The organism is Hydrogenophaga sp. (assembly GCF_035481345.1).
Taxonomy (GTDB): Bacteria; Pseudomonadota; Gammaproteobacteria; order Burkholderiales; family Burkholderiaceae_C; genus Hydrogenophaga.
The window spans coordinates 38,314-55,972 of record NZ_DATIGV010000005.1 but is presented as its reverse complement, the minus strand read 5'-3'; the positions used below and the strand labels follow the sequence as shown (position 1 = coordinate 55,972).

17 protein-coding genes and 1 pseudogene are annotated in these 17,659 nt (G+C 69.5%); 14 read left to right on the top strand and 4 right to left on the bottom strand.

Going from position 1 to position 17,659, the window contains the following annotated elements:
- A pseudogene (locus tag VLG41_RS00450) lies at positions 1–91 on the bottom strand (glutathione S-transferase); the annotation flags it as partial.
- Between the two features lie 143 nt (positions 92–234).
- On the opposite strand from VLG41_RS00450, the gene VLG41_RS00445 reads away from it, so the two are divergent.
- Positions 235–1,446, top strand: a complete 1,212-nt coding sequence (locus VLG41_RS00445; RefSeq protein WP_325347426.1) for a polyhydroxyalkanoate depolymerase — start codon at positions 235–237, stop codon at positions 1,444–1,446.
- A gap of 100 nt (positions 1,447–1,546) precedes the next feature.
- Here VLG41_RS00445 and VLG41_RS00440 read toward each other — a convergent pair whose 3' ends face one another.
- The gene (locus tag VLG41_RS00440) at positions 1,547–2,026 is read right to left on the bottom strand and encodes a CBS domain-containing protein (RefSeq protein ID WP_325347425.1); all 480 of its coding nucleotides are present in this window, start codon (positions 2,024–2,026) and stop codon (positions 1,547–1,549) included.
- A 91-nt stretch (positions 2,027–2,117) separates the two neighbouring features.
- Here VLG41_RS00440 and VLG41_RS00435 point away from each other — a divergent pair, with 91 nt between their 5' ends.
- The 6 genes from VLG41_RS00435 to VLG41_RS00410 all read left to right on the top strand — a co-directional run bounded on the left by VLG41_RS00435 (position 2,118) and on the right by VLG41_RS00410 (position 8,937).
- Positions 2,118–3,428, top strand: coding sequence for an O-acetylhomoserine aminocarboxypropyltransferase (locus VLG41_RS00435; RefSeq protein WP_325347424.1), 1,311 nt, complete (start codon positions 2,118–2,120; stop codon positions 3,426–3,428).
- Between the two features lies 1 nt (position 3,429).
- Positions 3,430–4,248, top strand: a complete 819-nt coding sequence (locus VLG41_RS00430) for an alpha/beta hydrolase (RefSeq protein WP_325347423.1) — start codon at positions 3,430–3,432, stop codon at positions 4,246–4,248.
- A complete protein-coding gene (locus tag VLG41_RS00425) occupies positions 4,245–5,522 on the top strand; it encodes a cytochrome P450 (protein ID WP_325347422.1) in 1,278 nt (425 codons plus the stop codon). The genes VLG41_RS00430 and VLG41_RS00425 overlap by 4 nt, the downstream gene beginning before the upstream one ends.
- A 204-nt stretch (positions 5,523–5,726) precedes the next feature.
- A complete protein-coding gene (locus tag VLG41_RS00420; protein ID WP_325347421.1) occupies positions 5,727–7,376 on the top strand; it encodes a hypothetical protein in 1,650 nt (549 codons plus the stop codon).
- Positions 7,377–7,390: 14 nt separating this feature from the next.
- Entirely contained in the window at positions 7,391–7,852 is a 462-nt protein-coding gene (locus tag VLG41_RS00415; RefSeq protein ID WP_325347420.1) for a hypothetical protein, read from the top strand.
- The gene (locus tag VLG41_RS00410) at positions 7,849–8,937 is read left to right on the top strand and encodes a M48 family metalloprotease (RefSeq protein ID WP_325347419.1); all 1,089 of its coding nucleotides are present in this window, start codon (positions 7,849–7,851) and stop codon (positions 8,935–8,937) included. Before VLG41_RS00415 ends, VLG41_RS00410 begins: the two co-directional genes overlap by 4 nt.
- A gap of 6 nt (positions 8,938–8,943) precedes the next feature.
- Here VLG41_RS00410 and VLG41_RS00405 read toward each other — a convergent pair whose 3' ends face one another.
- On the bottom strand, positions 8,944–10,185 hold the full coding sequence (locus VLG41_RS00405; protein ID WP_325347418.1) for a YihY family inner membrane protein: 1,242 nt from the start codon (positions 10,183–10,185) through the stop codon (positions 8,944–8,946).
- 38 nt (positions 10,186–10,223) lie between these two features.
- Between VLG41_RS00405 and VLG41_RS00400 the strand changes: the two genes are divergently transcribed.
- The 7 genes from VLG41_RS00400 to xth are packed head-to-tail and all read left to right on the top strand — an operon-like array spanning position 10,224 to position 16,079.
- The gene (locus tag VLG41_RS00400; RefSeq protein WP_325347417.1) at positions 10,224–10,670 is read left to right on the top strand and encodes a DUF2069 domain-containing protein; all 447 of its coding nucleotides are present in this window, start codon (positions 10,224–10,226) and stop codon (positions 10,668–10,670) included.
- Positions 10,667–12,088, top strand: a complete 1,422-nt coding sequence (locus tag VLG41_RS00395) for an FAD-binding oxidoreductase (RefSeq protein ID WP_325347416.1) — start codon at positions 10,667–10,669, stop codon at positions 12,086–12,088. The genes VLG41_RS00400 and VLG41_RS00395 overlap by 4 nt, the downstream gene beginning before the upstream one ends.
- Positions 12,085–13,011 carry a lytic transglycosylase domain-containing protein gene (locus VLG41_RS00390; protein WP_325347415.1) on the top strand — a complete coding sequence of 309 codons (927 nt, stop codon included), beginning with the start codon at positions 12,085–12,087 and terminating at the stop codon, positions 13,009–13,011. Before VLG41_RS00395 ends, VLG41_RS00390 begins: the two co-directional genes overlap by 4 nt.
- Before the next feature lie 54 nt (positions 13,012–13,065).
- Positions 13,066–13,881, top strand: a complete 816-nt coding sequence (locus tag VLG41_RS00385; protein ID WP_325347414.1) for a thymidylate synthase — start codon at positions 13,066–13,068, stop codon at positions 13,879–13,881.
- 7 nt (positions 13,882–13,888) lie between these two features.
- A complete protein-coding gene (locus tag VLG41_RS00380) occupies positions 13,889–14,797 on the top strand; it encodes a DMT family transporter (protein ID WP_325347413.1) in 909 nt (302 codons plus the stop codon).
- A 5-nt stretch (positions 14,798–14,802) separates the two neighbouring features.
- Complete coding sequence (locus VLG41_RS00375) at positions 14,803–15,294, top strand: dihydrofolate reductase (protein WP_325347412.1); 492 nt, start codon at positions 14,803–14,805, stop codon at positions 15,292–15,294.
- A gap of 8 nt (positions 15,295–15,302) precedes the next feature.
- The gene (xth, locus tag VLG41_RS00370) at positions 15,303–16,079 is read left to right on the top strand and encodes an exodeoxyribonuclease III (protein ID WP_325347411.1); all 777 of its coding nucleotides are present in this window, start codon (positions 15,303–15,305) and stop codon (positions 16,077–16,079) included.
- 15 nt (positions 16,080–16,094) lie between these two features.
- Here xth and ntrC read toward each other — a convergent pair whose 3' ends face one another.
- Positions 16,095–17,654, bottom strand: coding sequence for a nitrogen regulation protein NR(I) (gene ntrC / locus VLG41_RS00365; RefSeq protein WP_325347410.1), 1,560 nt, complete (start codon positions 17,652–17,654; stop codon positions 16,095–16,097).
- Positions 17,655–17,659: the final 5 nt, after the last annotated feature.

The following is a 17,659-nucleotide window of genomic DNA, read 5'->3' as shown; positions in this document are numbered from 1 at the left end:
TCAGCCCCGCCAGCTTGCACATGAGCCAGCCGCGCAGCGCCCAGGCGCCGTAGTTCTTGCTGCTGATGGTGAGTTCCGCGGTGCTGGCCATGGGGCGTCTCCGGTGAGTGCCCACGCACTCAGCAAAGCCTGTGCCATCTGATGAAAACACCCAGGCACCGCGCCGGTGCACCGCGCGGCTGGCCCGGGTCTTGCCTGCACGCCGCGCACCCCTCCACGAGAGGCACGACGCCCATGCTGTACCAGGCCTATCAGTCCCAGTCCGACCTGCTCTCCCCCTGGCGGCTGGCCGCCCAGTCCCTGGCCTCGGCGCTCTGGGTGCCCCGCACCGAACGCACCTGGCTGCGCCAGATCGCCGCCGCCTGCGACCTCGTCTCGCGCCTGCGCCTCACCCACAGCCGCCCGCCCTACGGCATCGGCGAGGTGCTGGTGAACGGCGAACCCGTGGCGGTGGACGAAAAGGTCGAGCTCACCCTGCCCTTCGGCAGCCTGCTCCACTTCGCCAAGCGCACGGCCGAGCCGGGCCCGCCGGTGCTGCTGGTGGCGCCGCTGTCGGGCCACTTCGCCACCCTGCTGCGCGAGACCGCGCGCACCCTGCTGCAGGACCACGACGTCTACATCACCGACTGGCACAACGCGCGCGACGTGCACCTGCGCCACGGCGCCTTCGGGCTGGACGATTACATCGACTACATGATGCGGTTCTCCGCCGCCATCGGCCCGGGCCACCACGTCATCGCCGTCTGCCAGCCCTGCGTGGCCGCACTGGCGGCCACCGCGCTCATGGCCGAGGACGAACACCCCGCCACGCCCGCCAGCCTCACGCTCATGGCCGGGCCGGTGGACTGCCGCGTCAACCCCACCGAGGTGAACCGCCTGGCCACCAGCAAGCCCATCGGGTGGTTCGCCAAGAACCTCATCAGCCACGTGCCGCTGCCGCACGCGGGGCACATGCGCCGCGTGTACCCGGGCTTCGTGCAGCTCACGGCCTTCATGAGCATGAACCCGGAGCGGCACCAGCAGTCCTTCCGCACCATGGCGGAGCACCTGGTGGAAGGCCGGGTGGACGAGGCCCGCACCATTCAGGACTTCTACGAGGAGTACCTGGCCGTGAACGACCTGCCGGCCGAGTTCTACCTGGAGACGGTGGAGAAGGTGTTCCAGACCTTCGACCTGGCGCGCGGGGAGCTGACGTGGCGCGGGCGGCGCGTGAACCCCGGGGCGATTCGCCGCACGGCGCTGATGACGGTGGAAGGGGAGCGCGACGACATCTGCTCCATCGGCCAGACGGTGGCGGCGCAGGACCTGTGCACCGGCATCCGGCCCTACCGCAAGACGCACCACATCCAGACGGGTGTGGGGCACTACGGGGTGTTCAGCGGGCGGCGCTGGAACTCACAGATCTACCCGCGCGTGCGGGAACACATCCACATGAGCTTGGGGTAACCCCCCGCCGCGCTGCGCGCGTCCCCCCTCACGAGGGGGGCGACACCGACGGCCCGGCGAAGCCGGTTCCGTGGTGTCCCTGGGCTGGTGTGCTTTGCGCTCAGCGAGCGACTTTGAGCTGCGGCGGCGGGTCCGCCGGCGTCTCTTCCTCGGGCCAGTCGCGGATGTAGGCCTTGAGCATCTTGTTTTCGAAGTTCTGGCTGTCCACCACGGCCTTGGCCACGTCGTAGAAGCTGATCACGCCCATGAGCATGCGGGCGTCCATCACCGGCATGTAGCGCGTGTGCCGCTCCAGCATCATGGGCCGCACCTGTTCGAGCTCGGTCTCGGGTGTGCAGGTCATGGGGTGGTCGTCCATCACCGTGCGCACGATGCGCCCGCCGAGCTGGCCGTTGTTGGTGGCCAGGGTTTCGATGAGCTCGCGAAAGGTCAGCATGCCCACCAGCTCGCCGTGCTCCATCACGGCCAGCGAGCCGATGTCGTACTGCGCCATGGTCTGCACCGCCACCTCGAGTCGCTCGTCGGGGGAGACGGTGTAAAGCGTGCCGCCCTTGACGCGCAGGATGTCGCTGACTTTCATGATGGTCTCCTCGGGATGTGTCGCCCGCGCGAGCGGCGGGGGGACCAATATAGCCCACAATCCCCCGAGAAACACAGAGGAGACCGATCCCATGGCAGGCCACGCCGACCCCGGCTTCGACACGCTCGCGCTGCACGCGGGCGCCGCGCCCGACCCCGCCACCGGCGCGCGAGCCGTGCCCATCCACCTCACCACCTCGTTCGTCTTCGAATCGAGCGAGCACGCCGCCGCGCTCTTCAACCTGGAGCGCGCCGGCCACGTCTACAGCCGCATCAGCAACCCCACCAACGCGGTGTTCGAGCAGCGCATGGCCGCGCTGGAAGGCGGCATCGGCGCCATCGCCACCGCCAGCGGCCAGGCGGCGCTGCACCTGGCGGTGGCCACGCTCATGGGGGCGGGCTCGCACATCGTGGCCAGCACGGCCCTGTACGGCGGCAGCCAGAACCTGCTGCACTACACCATGCGCCGCTTCGGCATCGAGACCACCTTCGTCAAGCCCGGCGACATCGACGGCTGGCGCGCGGCCATCCGCCCCAACACGCGCCTGCTGTTCGGCGAGACCGTGGGCAACCCGGGCCTGGACGTGCTGGACATGCCCACCGTGGCGCAGATCGCGCACGAGGCCCGGGTGCCGTTGCTGGTGGATTCAACCCTGACAACGCCTTACCTGGTCAAACCCCTGGAGCTGGGCGCCGACCTGGTCTACCACTCGGCCACCAAGTTCCTCAGTGGCCACGGCACGGTCATCGGCGGGGTGTTGATCGATGGCGGCAGTTTCGACTGGGACGCCGCCGGCCACTTCCCCGAGTTCAGCGCGCCCTACGAAGGCTTTCACAACATGGTGTTCACCGAGGAGTCCACGGTGGGCGCCTTCCTGCTGCGCGCGCGCCGCGAGGGCCTGCGCGACTTCGGCGCCTGCATGAGCCCGCACAGCGCCTGGCTGATCCTGCAGGGTATCGAGACGCTGTCGCTGCGCATGGACCGGCACATGGCCAACACCGAGAAGGTGGTGAGCTTCCTCGCCAGCCACCCGCTGGTGGGCCGCGTGGGCCACCCGCTCATCGAATCGCACCCCAGCCACGCGCTGGCCGGCAAGCTGCTGCGCTTCGGCGCGCGCGGCGCGGGCTCGGTGTTCAGCTTCGACATCAAGGGCTCACGCGCCCAGGGCCGTGCTTTCATCGAGGCGCTCAAGCTCTTCAGCCACCTGGCCAACGTGGGGGATTGCCGCTCGCTCGTGATCCACCCGGCCAGCACCACGCACTTCCGCATGAGCGACGAGGCGCTGGCGGGCGCGGGCATCGGGCCGGGCACCATTCGCCTCTCCATCGGGCTGGAAGACGCGGACGACCTGATCGACGACCTCAAGCGCGCGCTGAAGGCCGCCGAGAAAGCGGGGGCCTGAGATGGAGCTTCAAGTCAAAGGCGCCAAGACGTACTGCTACACCGGCGGCAAAGCCTTCGACCCCGCCAAACCCACCGTGGTCTTCATCCACGGCGTGGTCAATGACCACAGCGTCTGGGCCCTGCAAAGCCGCTACCTGGCCAACCACGGCTTCAACGTGCTCGCCGTGGACCTGCCAGGCCACGCGCGCAGCCAGGGCGAGGCGCCGGCATCGGTGGAGCAGGCGGCCGACTTCATCGCCGCGCTGCTGGACGCGGCCGGTGTGCAACGCGTCGCGCTGGTGGGCCACAGCTGGGGCTCGCTGATCGCGCTGGAGACGGCGGGCCGCCTCAAGGAGCGCATCACGCACGCGGTGCTGGTGGGCACGGCCTACCCGATGAAGGTCTCGCCCGCGCTGATCGAGGCCTCGCTGAACGAGCCCGAGAAGGCGCTGAAGATGATCAACGTGTTCAGCCGCAGCACCCTGGCCGCGCCGCCCTCCTCGCTGGGGCCGGGCACCTGGGTGTATGGCACGAGCCTGGCGCTGGGCCGGCGCGTGCTGCGAAGCAACGCGAAGGCCAATGTGTTCCACCGCGGCTTCGTGGCCTGCGACACCTACGCCAACGGCGAGGCCGCGATGAAAGCCCTCACCTGCCCCGTGCTGTTCGTGCTGGGCGCGCAGGACCAGATGACGCAGGCCAAGGCCGCGAAGACCCTCATCGACACCGCGAAGGGCGCGAGCAAGACCTTCAAGGTGGAGACGCTGCCCGTCGGCCACCACCAGATGACCGAAACCCCGGATGCGACGCTGTTCGCGATCCGCGACTTCCTCCAAGCATGACGATCACCGCCGACGACATCACCCCGCCCCTGGCGGCCGACCGCGCCCAGGCCATCGCGCAGGCCTTCGACCTGCGCGCCCTGCCGCCCGACTTCTTCACCAACCCCTACCCCGTCTACCGCGCGCTGCGCGAGAACGACCCGGTGCGCCGCATGCCCGACGGCTCGGTGTTCCTCACGCGCTGGGCCGACCTGGCCGCCGTGTACCGCGACGCGGCCTCGTTCAGTTCCGACAAGCACGTGGAGTTCGCGCCCAAGTACGGCGCGGGCACGCCGCTGTTCGAGCACCACACCACCAGCCTGGTGTTCAACGACCCGCCGCTGCACACGCGCGTGCGCCGCCTGATCATGGGTGCGCTCACGCGCCGCGCCATCGCCGACATGGAGGCCGGCCTGGTGGAGCTGGTGGACCGCCTGCTCGACGGCATCGCCGCGCACGAGGGCGGCGACCTGATCGAGGACTTCGCCGCCGCCATTCCCGTGGAGATCATCGGCAACCTGCTGGGCGTGCCGCACGCCGAGCGGGGCCCGCTGCGCGACTGGTCACTGGCCATCCTGGGCGCGCTGGAGCCCACCATCACCCCCGCGCAGGCCGAACGCGGCCACCGCGCCGTGACGGAAATGTGCGACTACCTGCGCACCCTGGTGGCGGCGCGCCGCCAGGCGCCTGGCGACCCGGAGCGCGACGTGCTCACGCGCCTGATCCAGGGCGAGGCCGACGGCGAGCAACTGAGCGAGGTGGAACTGCTGCAGAACTGCATCTTCCTGCTCAATGCGGGACACGAGACCACCACCAACCTCATCGGCAACGCGCTGGTGGCACTGCAGGAGCACCCCGCCGTGCGCCAGCAACTGCTGCAGCGCATGGGCGGCGAAGACGAGGTGAGCGTGCTGGACCGCGCGGTGGACGAGTTCCTGCGCTATGAGTCGTCCAACCAGCTCGGCAATCGCCGCGCGGTGAAGGACGTGAGCATCGGCGGCGTGGACCTGCCGGCGGGCACGCTGGTCACGCTGTGCATCGGCGCGGCCAACCGCGACCCGGCGCAGTTCGCCGATCCCGAAACGCTGGACATCGCGCGCGAACCGAACAAGCACCTGGCCTTCGGCTTCGGCATCCACCAGTGCGCGGGGCTGAGCCTGGCGCGGCTGGAAGGGCGCATCGCCATCGGCCGCTTCCTGCGGCGCTTTCCGGGCTACCGGCTCACGGCCGCGCCCACGCGGGGCGGCCGGGCGCGCTTTCGGGGGTTTCTGGCGGCGCCGTTCGTGGTGGGGTGAACCCCGGCGCACCACTTCGGCGCACGTGCGGTGCGATCGGACCTGTTGGCAACCGATCGGCGGAAATACCCCCGTTCGCCGTTGACGAACAGTAACTGAATGTTGCAATCTCGGGCCGATACCGGCCGTTGCCCGATACCTTTCAACGAGTGATCACACGGCCGCCCCACTGGCAACGGCCCTGCACGGGCCCGGGAGGCGAGGGTGGACGATTGGGCGCCGCACGACGGCGAGGAGGACGTGGAGGAAGCGGCGCATGCGGCCCACACCCCGCTGTGGCTGCACCTGCTGCTGGTATCGGCGTTCATGGCCAGCCTGCTGCACCTGCCGTTCGCCCAGCTCCTGATCACGCCACTGGAGGAGCCCACGCTGGCGGGCTTCAACCTTGCGCTGCACCTGACGCAGCCCGTGGACACCAGCCAGCCGCCCAGGCTGAGCACGGTGTTGATCAGCCGGGAACGCCATGAACTCGACTACTCGGGTCTGCGCCCGCTGCCCCGTGACGTCCTGCTGAAGGACTTGCAAGCCCTGTTGAATCGGCTCGATCCCGAGACCCGTCTGCTGGCACTGGACATCGACGTCTCGCCGACCGCGCTCAGCCTGAAAAGCGCAGCGGAGAAAGCGGCCCAGGATCAGCTCTCCCGATTCCTGGAACAGCGCGCGGACAAGGCGATCTGGCGGCTGATCCTGCCGTTTCCGGCCTGGGATCCCGCCTTGCGCGAGGCCAAGGCGCAGTGGGTGAAGACGATGTGCGAAGCGGGGCTGACCTTCACCGACGCACGCCTGCAGCCCACGCTGGGCATCGTCACGAGCACCATGGCCCACGACGGACACAGCCTGGCCTTGCACCTGCGATCGGCCGTGGAAGAGGTGACGCCACCGCAGGCCGTGCCCGCTGGCCGCTCCGGATCGACATCGCTGTGCAAGTCCCTCCTTGCCGACGAGGCGCTGCTGCGCGCCCTGCTCACGCCCGACACGCTGCACGCCCAGCTCGACAGCATCGGCGCCGACCTGAGTCGCGAACCGCTCACCGGATGCGCCCGGCCAACGGGCTTCGTGGCATGGTTCAAGGCCCTGTGGAAGCCGCCCCGGCTGCCCGCCTACTGCCCGTCGGCCGAAGCCAGCTTTGCGCCGTTCCACCGCGCCCTGTCCCAGCTCACGCTGTGGCGCTGGTGCCAGGGACCCCGACATGGGCCCGCGGAGCGCGACGACTGCCAGGCCTTGCCGGATCCGGCGTCGGACACGCGGCCCCTGGCCAAGGTCGTGGTGTTCGGGGGCGAGTACGACGCGAGCGACCGTTTCGTCACTCCCCTGGGCGTGCGCGCCGGCGCGGAAGTGCACGCCATGGCCGCGACGGACCGCCCCGTGACCAAGAGCTCGCTGCTGAGCTTCCTGGTGGACATCCTGTTTGGTCTGTCGTTTGGCTGGGTCGCGCACCGGTGCTGGCAAGCCTGGTTCGACGCACGCAGCGGCGCAGGCGCCGAGATCGGCGGCATGCTGCTGCAGTCGCACAGCTCCTGGATAGCCCTGCTGTTGCTGCTGGTGGCCATGCTGCTGCTCACGGTGGTCGGCCTGTGGGTGGCGGCCGAGTTCTTCAGCCGGGTGGCCATCTGGGTGTCGCCCGTGCCGGTATTGATCGGCATGTTCATCGATGGCTTCGTCACCACCAGCGTCGCGGTTGCCTCGCACGGCAGCCAGCCGCCCAAGGACTCGCTGGTCAAGGCGCTCCGGAACCTGGGCAATGGCGTGGCAGACGACGCCGGCACGCTGGTGCACCTGGGCCTGTACCTGGTGCCCAAGCTCATCTACATCGGCGTGGTGGCCTACGCCGTGGTCCACATCTTCATGCACTGACCCAGGAGCCTGTGATGCCGCGCTGCCCATCGCCCCTGCTCGCCCTCGCCCTCGCCCTGTGCTCGCCCCAGGCCCTGGCCCAGGCCCAGCCCGCCTGTGATCCCGCCAAGGCCATCAACGCCAGCAAGGAGGGCATGCCCCTGTTGAAGGCCCTGGTGGAGAGCATGGGCATCAAGGGACTGGCGAGCGACCGCTGCCGCTCGATGGCCGCGGTGCTGCGCATGGCCACCAGCGCCAAATTCACGGCGGGCTCGCCGCTCAAGACCGGCACCGGGCCCGAGACGGCGCAAGTCACTGCGGAGATCGTGCAACTGAGACAGAACGCCGACGCCGCGCGCGAACTCGACGCGCTCGCGGCCCAGCCGCAGACGACCGAGCGCGCCATGCTGGAGGCCGCCCTCTTCCACCAGCACGGCGCCTACACCGCGCGCGACGCGCGCATCGCCCAGGCCAGACAACTCGCGGGGGTCCAATGAAACGCCTCGTCCTGCTCCTGATCGCCTGTCTCTCGCTGCTGGCCACCGCTGGCGCTATCGGCCAGGCCAAGCCCACCGACCGCATCCAGGTGGGCCGCAAGACCATCGCGCTGTCGTCCATTGACGGCGATGGCAAATGCACCAGCCTGGTGGCCCCCTTCGAACTCAGCAGCAACTTCCTCGAGCTCACGCGCGTGGGCTTCACCGAGGGCGTCAAAGGGCTGTTCGGCAGCTTGCAGGGTCAGAGTGCGTCGAAGCACAAGGTACCGGAGGCCGTGCGCACGGCCGCGGTGCGCATGAACTGGCTGCCCATGCCGCTGGAAGTGGCCTATGGAGAGCACTACCTGGGCGTGATGCGCGACAGCGGCGTGCTGATCGAACGCGCCGACGACCCGAAGCTCTACGCCATCGCCGATGGCCTGCTGGCGCGCGCCGTCGACGCGATCGGCGAAGCCCACCCCTACAAGTTCCAGGTGTTCGTGCGCGCCTCCAACGACGGCAATGCCCTTGCGCTGCCAGGTGGCCTCATCTTCATCGACAGCAACCTGCTGAAGGACTCACGCAAGTTCAACATGGCGCACCTGGCCACTTCGCATGAGGTCGCGCACATCCTGCAGCGCCATGAGACCCGCGCCTTGCAGGCACGGATCGTCGACACCCTCTCGCTCACCATGGGGGTGAGCGAACTGCTCAACCAGCTCACCAACATCGCCCAGGGCTCCACCGAGGTGCTCAAGCTGATCGTGAGCGGCAAGCTGCAGTTCGAACGCCACAAGGTGCATCAGGAGCTGCAGTCCGACGCCTGCGCGGTGCGGCTCACGCAGCGCATGCTCAACGACGACGCCCGCCTGTTCAGCGCGGTGCGCGATTTCCTGGCCAGCCTGCCACCGGCCCTGTCTGCGGAGCAGGCCGAACAGTCGCACCTGAACACCAACAACCTGGCCGAGGTCGCCGCCATCGTGGAGCGCCCCGTGGACCGGCACCCCTCAACCGGCCAGCGCGAGGCCCTGTTCCGCGAGATCCTGGCCGAACTCACCGCCGGTGGCGTGAAGGCGGCCACGCGGCTGCCGCCACCCGCTCGGTAAGCGCGTTCAGCGCAGCATCATCGGCTCCGGCAAGGCCTCCGCCACCGTCATCCCGGCCCAGCGGCTCTGGTCCCACAGCCGCGCCGTGGGGCCCTGGCGCGCCAGCAGCAGGCGCTCCATCAAAGGCCCCAGCGCCGTGCGCTCGGGGTCGATGAGCAGCACGTAGCGCTCGCCCTCCTCGTCCAGCCGCCCCAGCCAGTCGAGCGCGACCAGCGCCGCCACCGGCTCTTCCAGTTGCAGCGCCTCCACGCGCAGCGAGGCGGCCAAGGCCTCCAGGCTTTGTCCGCGCGGCGCATCGGCGCGCGCGGCGCTGAGCTGCGCCAGCACCTCCAGCGCCAGCTGAAAGCTCCAGCCCGGTGAATCGCCCCGCCGCGCCACGCCCTTGAGCAGGCTGGGCAGGTAGGCCGCGATCACCGCGCCCAGCAGCACGATCACCCAGGCCAGGTAGATCCAGACCAGCAGGATGGGCGCCGTGGCGAAGGTGCCGTACAGCACGGAGAAGGTGGGCACCTGCTTGAGGTACCAGGCCAGCAGTTCCTTGGCCAGCTCCAGCGCCACGGCGGCGAAGAAGCCGCCCACCAGCGCGTGGCTCCAGCGCACGCGGGTGTTGGGCACGTAGCGGTACAGCGCCGCCAGACCACCCACCACCACCATCAGTTGCAGCGAATCGAACAGGAAACCCAGGGGTGCCGGCAGCGCCGCCACGCTGCGCGCGCTGCCCACGGCGTAGGTGGTGGCCGCCGTGCTGGCCGTCAGCAGCAGCGGCCCCAGCGTGAGCACCGCCCAGTACACCAGGATGCGCTGTGTCACCGGGCGCGGCTGGCGCACGCGCCAGATGTCGTTGAGCTTGCGGTCGATGGTGAGGATGAGCGCGAAGGCCGTGACCAGCAGCGCCAGCGCGCCGGCCCAGCCCATCTGCGTGGCCTTGGCCACGAACTGGTTGAGGTACATCAGCACCGGGCGCGCGATGCTCTCGGGCACCAGGCTTTCGACCAGGTTGCGTTGCAGGGTGCGCTGCAGCCGCTCGAACATGGGAAAGGCGCTGAAGATGGCCAGGGCCACGGTGAACAGCGGCACCAGCGAGATGGTGGTGGTGAAGGTGAGGCTGCTGGCGGTGATGCCGAGGCGGTCCTCGCGGAAGCGCTCGCGCAGGGTGATGGCGGTGTTGCGCCACGGAAAACGCAGCGCGGCGTGCCAGGCGTCGCGCGCCAGTTCGCGCAGGGTGTCGAGCCGCTCGGACAGGGTCATCCCGGTATCATGCCAGCCTCCTTTTTCGTCGGGCCGCCATGTCTTCCCCAGCTTCCGCCACGGCCGCGCGCGTGGCCCTCACCCGCCGCCTCGCGGTGGCCTGTCTCGTCGGCCTGATCGTGCTGGGCCTGGCCTGGGAACTGTGGCTGGCGCCACTGCGTGAGGGCGGCTCCTGGTGGGCGCTGAAGGTGCTGCCGCTGACCCTGCCGCTGGCCGGCCTGCTCAAGAACCGCATGTACACCTACCGCTGGCTGAGCCTGCTGGTGTGGCTGTACTTCACCGAGGGCGTGGTGCGCGCCACCAGCGGCGAAAGCGCCCTGTCCACCACCCTGGCCGCCGTGCAGACCCTGCTGTGCGTGCTGCTGTTCGTGGCCTGCGCGCTGCACGTGCGCCTGCGCCTGCGCGCCGCCGGCCCCGAGGCCGTGGCGGCCGACGTGGCCGCCGCCAACGAGGCCGCCGAACGCGCGCTGGCCGACAAGCGATGAACAAGGACCTGCTGAGCGCTCTGCGCGAGGCCGTGGGCGCCGCCCACGTGCTCACCCGAGACACCCACGACCTGGCCGCCTACGAGCGCGACTGGCGCCAGCGCGCGCACGGCCGATCCCTGGCCGTGGCGCGCCCGGGCAGCACCGCCGAGGTGGCCGCCGTGGTGCGCGCCTGCGCCGCGCACGGCGCGAGCCTGGTGCCCCAGGGCGGCAACACCGGTCTGGTGGTGGGCTCGGTGCCCGACGATTCCGGCCAGCAGGTGGTGCTGAGCCTGCAGCGCCTGAACGCCGTGCGCGCCATCGACCGCGCCAACCTGACCATGACGGTGGAAGCCGGCTGCGTGCTGCAGGCCGTGCAGCAGGTGGCCGAGGCCGAGGGCCTGCTGTTCCCGCTGAGCCTGGCCGCCGAGGGCAGTTGCACCATCGGCGGCAACCTGGCCACCAACGCGGGCGGCACCCAGGTGCTGCGCTACGGCAACGCGCGCGATCTGTGCCTGGGCCTGGAAGTGGTGACGCCCGAGGGCGAGGTGTGGAACGGCCTGACGGGCCTGCGCAAGGACAACACCGGCTACGACCTGCGCGATCTCTTCGTGGGCAGCGAGGGCACCCTGGGCGTCATCACCGCGGCCACGCTCAAGCTCTACCCGCAGCCGGCCGCCACGCTCACGGCCTGGGCGGCCGTGCCCACGCTGCAGGCGGCGGTGGACCTGCTCGGGCTGTCCCAGCGGCGCCTCGCCGCCGGGCTCACCGGCTTCGAGGTGATGGGGCAGTTCGCGCTGTCGCTGGTGGACCGGCACATGCCGCAGCTGCGTGTGCCGCTGTGGCAGGAGTCCCCGTACTGCGTTCTGCTGGAAAACAGCGACAGCGAAAGCGAAGACCACGCGCGCGCGCAGTTCGAAGGCCTGCTGGAAGCCGCCATCGAGCAGGGCCTGGTGAGCGACGCGGTGGTGGCCGAGTCCATCGCGCAAGCGCACGCGCTGTGGCACATCCGCGAGAGCATCCCGCTCGCGCAGGCGCAGGAAGGCCTGAACATCAAGCACGACATCAGCATCCCGGTGTCGCGCATCCCCGCCTTCTGCGACGAGGCCGACGCCTTGCTGCAGCGCGAGATCCCGGGCGTGCGCCTGGTCAACTTCGGACACCTGGGCGACGGCAACCTTCATTACAACGTCCAGGCACCGGCCGGCGGAGATGCCAAAAAATTCCTCCAGATGGAGGAAACGCGGGTCAACCAACTGGTGTTCGACACCGTGGCTCGCTACGATGGCTCGATCAGCGCCGAGCACGGCGTGGGCAGCCTCAAGGCGGAACACCTCACGCACTTCAAGGACCCGGTCGCGCTCGCGCTGATGCGCCGCATCAAGCGGGCACTTGACCCCGACAACCGCCTCAATCCCGGCCGAATTCTCGCCCCATGAATCCCTTGACGCCTCTGCACTGCGCCTTGCTGGCCTTGGGCCTGCTCGCGAATGCGGCGCAGGCGGCCGACGTGGCCCAGCGCCAGACCTGGCGCGAGCGCGCCATCGCCCTGGAGCATGGCGAGGGCGTGCCCCGCGATACGGTGGCGGCCATGGGCCTGTACTGCCAGGCCGCGCTCGCAGGCGACGCGGTGTCGGCGTACAACCTGGGCTGGATCCACGCCAACGGCCGCGGCGTGCCGCGCAGCGACGCACTGGCCGCCCACTGGTTCGCGCGCGCGGCGCTGCTGGGCGACGACAAGGCCGAGGCCATGTTCAAGCGCCTGGGCGTGCCCGCCGACAAGCCCGACTGCGTGCGCGAGGCGGAGGAGCGCGAGGCGCGGATCGCTGCCGCGCAGGCTGAGGAGAAGCGCCTGGCCGAGGACAAGCTGGCGATGTCCACCGCCTACCGCGCTCACGTGGACACGGCCGAGCGGCAGCGCATCATGAAGATCGTGTACAAGCTCGCGCCGCGCTTCGGGCTAGAACCCGGGCTGGTCTATGCGGTCATCCGCGCCGAATCCAACTTCAACGTGCACGCCGTGTCCGACAAGAACGCGCAGGGGTTGATGCAGCTCATCCCCGAAACGGCGGCGCGCTTCGCGGTGAGCCAGCCGTTCGACGCCGAGCAGAACATCCGCGGCGGCATGTCCTACCTGCGCTGGCTGCTGTCGTACTTCCGCGGCCAGGTGCCGCTGGCCGTGGCCGCCTACAACGCGGGCGAAGGCGCCGTGGACCGCCACGGCGGCATTCCCCCCTTCGCGGAAACGCGCGATTACGTGCGCCGCATTCAGCGCTTCTACGCGCTCACCGAACACCCGTTCGACGCCACGCTCACGGCGCCTTCGCCCCTGCTGCTGCTGCCGGTATCGGCGCAACGCTGAGGCCACCGGCGCGCGCCGGTGCACAATGCCGGCGCAACCCTTCGCGCCACCGCCATGACCTCTCCCCGCCCCGTCCGCTCCCAGTACGAAGACTTCATGCGCCACGTGTTCACCACGGGCGTGCCCAAGACCGACCGCACGGGCACGGGCACGGTCAGCGTGTTCGGGCATCAGATGCGCTTCGACCTGAACGAGGGCTTCCCGCTGGTGACCACCAAGAAGGTCTTCACCAAGGCCATCATCGTGGAGCTGCTGTGGTTCCTGCGCGGCGACAGCAACGTGAAGTGGCTGCAGGAGCGCGGCTGCACCATCTGGGACGAATGGGCGCGCGAGGACGGCGACCTGGGCCCCGTGTACGGCGTGCAATGGCGCAACTGGCCCGCGCCCGACGGCCGCCACATCGACCAGATCGCCGAGGTGGTGAAGCAGCTCAAGACCAACCCGGATTCGCGGCGCATCATCGTGAGCGCCTGGAACGTGGCCGACCTGCACCAGATGGCGCTGATGCCCTGCCACGCCTTCTTCCAGTTCTACGTGGCCGAAGGCAAGCTCAGCTGCCAGCTCTACCAGCGCAGCGCCGACATCTTCCTCGGCGTGCCGTTCAACATCGCCAGTTACGCCCTGCTCACGCACATGCTGGCGCAGCAGTGCGACCTGGACGTCGGCGAGTTCATCTGGACGGGTGGCGACTGCCACATCTACAGCAACCACCGCGAGCAGGTGCAGGAGCAGCTCTCGCGCACGCCCTTCCCCTACCCCACGCTGCGCATCAAGCGCCGCCCGGCCTCGATCTTCGACTACGAGCCCGAGGACTTCGAGATCCTGGACTACCAGCACCACGCGGCGATCAAGGCACCCGTCGCGGTCTGAGCGCGCGATGCTCAGCCGCCGACAACTCTGGGCCCTGGTGGGCCTCACGCTCATGTGGGGCGTGAACTGGCCCATGATGAAGCTCTCCCTGCAGGAGCTCACGCCGCTCTATTTCCGCGCCAGCACCATGCTGCTGGGCGCTGTCTGGCTCTTCGTCTACGTGCAGCGGCAGGGCGAGCGCATGCGCCCGAGCGGCGCGGAGTGGGCCACCATCGCCTGGCTGGGCCTGCCCAACGTGCTGGGCTGGCACACCCTGTCGATCTTCGGCGTGCAGGAACTGGCCTCGGGCCGCGCGGCCATCGTGGGCTTCACCATGCCGATCTTCACGGTGCTGCTGGGCGCGGCTTTTTTCGGTGAGCGCACCACGCCGCGCGTGCGCCTGGCCGTGGTGTCGGCCGCCATCGCCATCGGGCTGCTGCTGTGGCACGAGCTCAGCAGCCTGAGCGGACGACCCGTGGGCATCGCCTGGATGCTGGGCGCGGCCCTGAGCTGGGGCCTGGGCACGCTGATGTTCCGCCGCGCGCGCTTTGAGCTCTCTCCCATGGTGGTGACGGTGTGGATGCTGTTGCTGGGCAGCCTGGTGCTGTGGCTGTTGGCCGTCGCGCTCGAGCCCGTGCCGGACCCGGCGCGCTTCAGTCTGCCGATGTGGCTGGCGCTGGCCTACGGCGCGCTCATCAACTACGGCGTGGCCCAGCTCATCTGGTTCGGCCTCGCGCGGCACCTGCCGCCGGCCACCAGCGCCATGAGCGTGATGGCGATCCCGCTCGTGGGCACGCTCTCGGCCACCTTCATCGTGGGGGAGATCCCGCACTGGCAGGACTGGCTGGCCATCGTCTTCGTCATGGTCGCCATCGCCAGCGTGCTGTGGCCCGCGCGCGCCAGCGCGGCGGCGGTGGCGCGCACGCCGGCACAATGAGGGCCATGCCCCGACTGAACCTGATCTACGCGCGCGCCGCCAACGGCGTGATCGGCAAGGACAACGCCCTGCCCTGGCATCTGCCCGAAGACCTGGCGCACTTCAAGCGCCTGACCATGGGCTGCCCGGTCGTCATGGGCCGCAAAACCTGGGACTCGCTGCCGCCGCGCTTTCGGCCCCTGCCGGGGCGGCGCAACCTCGTGCTGACGCGCGACCCGCAATGGCGTGCCGAGGGCGCCAGCCGCGCGGGCTCGATCGACGAGGCCCTGGCGCTGTGCGCCGACGCGGCCGAGGTCTGGGTGATCGGCGGCGCCGAGGTCTACCGCCAGGCGCTGCCGCAGGCGCAGCGCGTGGTGGTGACGGAGATCGCGCGCGACTTCGAGGGCGATGCCTTCATGCCGGCGCTGGGCCCCGAATGGGCCGAGACGGCGCGCGAAGCGCACACCGCGGCAAGCGGCCTGCCCTTCGCCTTCGTGACCTACGACCCCAAGGGATGAGCATGCCGATGAAACTCGCCACCTGGAACATCAACTCCCTCTCCGTTCGCCTGCCCCAGGTGCTGGACTGGCTGGCCGCCAACCCCGTCGACGCCCTGGGCCTGCAGGAACTCAAGCTCGTGGACGAGAAGTTTCCGTTCGACGCCTTGAAGGAAGCCGGGTACCACGCGGCGGTGTTCGGACAGAAGACGTACAACGGCGTGGCGATCCTCAGCCGCACGCCGGTGACGGACGTGGTGCGCAACATTCCGCAGCACGCCGACGACCAGTCGCGCGTGATCGCGGGCACGCTGGACACGCCGGACGGCCCCTTGCGCCTGGTCAACTGCTACTTCGTCAATGGCCAGGCGCCCGGCACCGAGAAGTTCGCCTACAAGATGCGCTGGCTGGAGGCGCTGCACCGCTGGCTGCAGGAAGAACTGAAGGTGCACCAGCGCCTGGTGCTGCTGGGTGACTTCAACGTGGCGCCCGAAGACCGCGACTCCTTCGACCCCGTGGGCCTGAAGGACACGATCCACCACACGGTGGAAGAGCGCCAGCATTTCCAGGCCCTGCTCCAGCTGGGCCTGATCGACGCCTACCGGATGTTCGAACAGCCCGAGAAGAGCTATTCGTGGTGGGACTACCGCATGCTCGGCTTCCAGAAGAACCGCGGCCTGCGCATCGACCACATCCTCGTGAGCGAGGCGCTGCGCGGCGCGGTGACGGCCTGCCAGATCGACCGACTGCCGCGCAAGAACCCGCAGCCCAGCGACCACGCGCCGGTGGTGCTCACCCTCGGTTGAGCCCCACCGCCACGCTCACTCCATCCCGAGTTCCTGGATCTTGCGGGTGATGGTGTTGCGGCCGATGCCCAGCTTGTGAGCCGCCTCGATGCGCCGGCCGCGCGTATTGGCCAGCGCGGTCTGGATGAGCCGGGTCTCGAAGCGGCGCGTGAGCACGTCCCACACGTCGGTGCGGCCGGTTTCCAGCAGGGCCATGGCCTCGGCCTGCAGGCCGGCTTCCCAGGCGGCCGCCGAGCTTTCCGGCACCGCTGCCGCCACCGGCGCGGCCATGGGCATTGCCAGCGGTGAAGCACTGGGCACCACCACCGCCGGCGCGGCAACAACGGGCTCGCTCATCGTGACCACCGGCTCCGGCACGCGCAGGGGCGCCGCCGCAGCGCTCGCTGCACCAGTTGCCTCGGCCATGCCCACGGCATTGAGCACCTCGGGCGGCAGGTCCTTCACCTCGATCACCTGCGCCGGCGCCATCACGGTCAGCCAGTGGCAGAGGTTTTCGAGCTGGCGCACGTTGCCGGGGAAGTCGAAGCCGCCCAACAGCTTGAGCGCGGACTCGGCGATGCGCTTGGGCTCCACGCCCAACTGCTTGGCGCTTTGCTGGAGGAAGAAGCGCGTGAGCATGGGCACGTCCTCGCGGCGCTCGCGCAGCGCGGGCAGGCGCAGGCGGATCACGTTGAGGCGGTGAAAGAGGTCTTCGCGGAACACGCCTTCCTTGACGCGCTGCTCGAGGTTCTGGTGCGTGGCCGCGATGACGCGCACGTTGGCGCGCACGGCGCTGTGGCCCCCCACGCGGTAGAAGTGCCCATCGGACAGCACGCGCAGCAGGCGCGTCTGCAAGTCGAAGGGCATGTCGCCGATCTCGTCGAGGAACAGCGTGCCGCCGTCGGCCTGTTCGAAGCGTCCGCGGCGCATGGTCTGTGCGCCGGTGAAGGCGCCGCGCTCGTGGCCGAACAGCTCGCTCTCCAGCAAGTCCTTGGGAATGGCGGCCGTGTTGATCGCGACGAAGGGGCCGTCCGCGCGCGGCGAGTGCTTGTGCAGCGCGCGCGCCACCAGCTCCTTGCCCGAGCCCGACTCGCCCGTGATGAGCACGGTGACCTGGCTCTGGCTGAGACGGCCGATGGCGCGGAACACGTCCTGCATGGCCGGGGCCTGGCCCAGCATCTCGGGCGCGGCACTCAGCCGCTCTTCCGACACCTCCTCGCGCTGGCTCTCGTCCACCGCGCGGCGGATCAGCTCGACCGCCTTGGTGAGATCGAAAGGCTTGGGCAGGTACTCGAAGGCGCCGCCCTGGAAGGCCGCGACCGCGCTGTCGAGGTCGGAGAAGGCCGTCATGATGATGACCGGCAGCGTGGGGAAACGCTCCTTGACCTTCTCGAGCAGGTCCAGGCCGGACCCGCCGGGCATGCGGATGTCGCTCACCAGGATCTGCGGACCATCGGCATCGTTCGGTTCGTTCAGCGCCTTGAGCACCTCGGGCGCGCTCGTGAAACTGCGGGTGGGCAGGTTCTCGCGGAGCAAAGCCTTCTCGAGAACGAAGCGGATGGACTGGTCGTCATCCACTATCCAGATCGGCTTCATGTATC

What these genes read in the sequence shown, in the direction of transcription:
- VLG41_RS00430 (WP_325347423.1), top strand. Translation starts at nt 3,430, where the DNA reads ATGGAGCTTCAAGTCAAAGGCGCCAAGACGTACTGCTACACCGGCGGC.
- VLG41_RS00380 (WP_325347413.1), top strand. Translation starts at nt 13,889, where the DNA reads ATGCTCAGCCGCCGACAACTCTGGGCCCTGGTGGGCCTCACGCTCATG.
- VLG41_RS00425 (WP_325347422.1), top strand. Translation starts at nt 4,245, where the DNA reads ATGACGATCACCGCCGACGACATCACCCCGCCCCTGGCGGCCGACCGC.
- ntrC (WP_325347410.1), bottom strand. Translation starts at nt 17,654, where the DNA reads ATGAAGCCGATCTGGATAGTGGATGACGACCAGTCCATCCGCTTCGTT.
- VLG41_RS00385 (WP_325347414.1), top strand. Translation starts at nt 13,066, where the DNA reads ATGACCTCTCCCCGCCCCGTCCGCTCCCAGTACGAAGACTTCATGCGC.
- VLG41_RS00390 (WP_325347415.1), top strand. Translation starts at nt 12,085, where the DNA reads ATGAATCCCTTGACGCCTCTGCACTGCGCCTTGCTGGCCTTGGGCCTG.
- VLG41_RS00395 (WP_325347416.1), top strand. Translation starts at nt 10,667, where the DNA reads ATGAACAAGGACCTGCTGAGCGCTCTGCGCGAGGCCGTGGGCGCCGCC.
- VLG41_RS00440 (WP_325347425.1), bottom strand. Translation starts at nt 2,026, where the DNA reads ATGAAAGTCAGCGACATCCTGCGCGTCAAGGGCGGCACGCTTTACACC.
- VLG41_RS00375 (WP_325347412.1), top strand. Translation starts at nt 14,803, where the DNA reads ATGCCCCGACTGAACCTGATCTACGCGCGCGCCGCCAACGGCGTGATC.
- VLG41_RS00435 (WP_325347424.1), top strand. Translation starts at nt 2,118, where the DNA reads ATGGCAGGCCACGCCGACCCCGGCTTCGACACGCTCGCGCTGCACGCG.
- VLG41_RS00445 (WP_325347426.1), top strand. Translation starts at nt 235, where the DNA reads ATGCTGTACCAGGCCTATCAGTCCCAGTCCGACCTGCTCTCCCCCTGG.
- xth (WP_325347411.1), top strand. Translation starts at nt 15,303, where the DNA reads ATGAAACTCGCCACCTGGAACATCAACTCCCTCTCCGTTCGCCTGCCC.
- VLG41_RS00415 (WP_325347420.1), top strand. Translation starts at nt 7,391, where the DNA reads ATGCCGCGCTGCCCATCGCCCCTGCTCGCCCTCGCCCTCGCCCTGTGC.
- VLG41_RS00410 (WP_325347419.1), top strand. Translation starts at nt 7,849, where the DNA reads ATGAAACGCCTCGTCCTGCTCCTGATCGCCTGTCTCTCGCTGCTGGCC.
- VLG41_RS00405 (WP_325347418.1), bottom strand. Translation starts at nt 10,185, where the DNA reads ATGACCCTGTCCGAGCGGCTCGACACCCTGCGCGAACTGGCGCGCGAC.
- VLG41_RS00400 (WP_325347417.1), top strand. Translation starts at nt 10,224, where the DNA reads ATGTCTTCCCCAGCTTCCGCCACGGCCGCGCGCGTGGCCCTCACCCGC.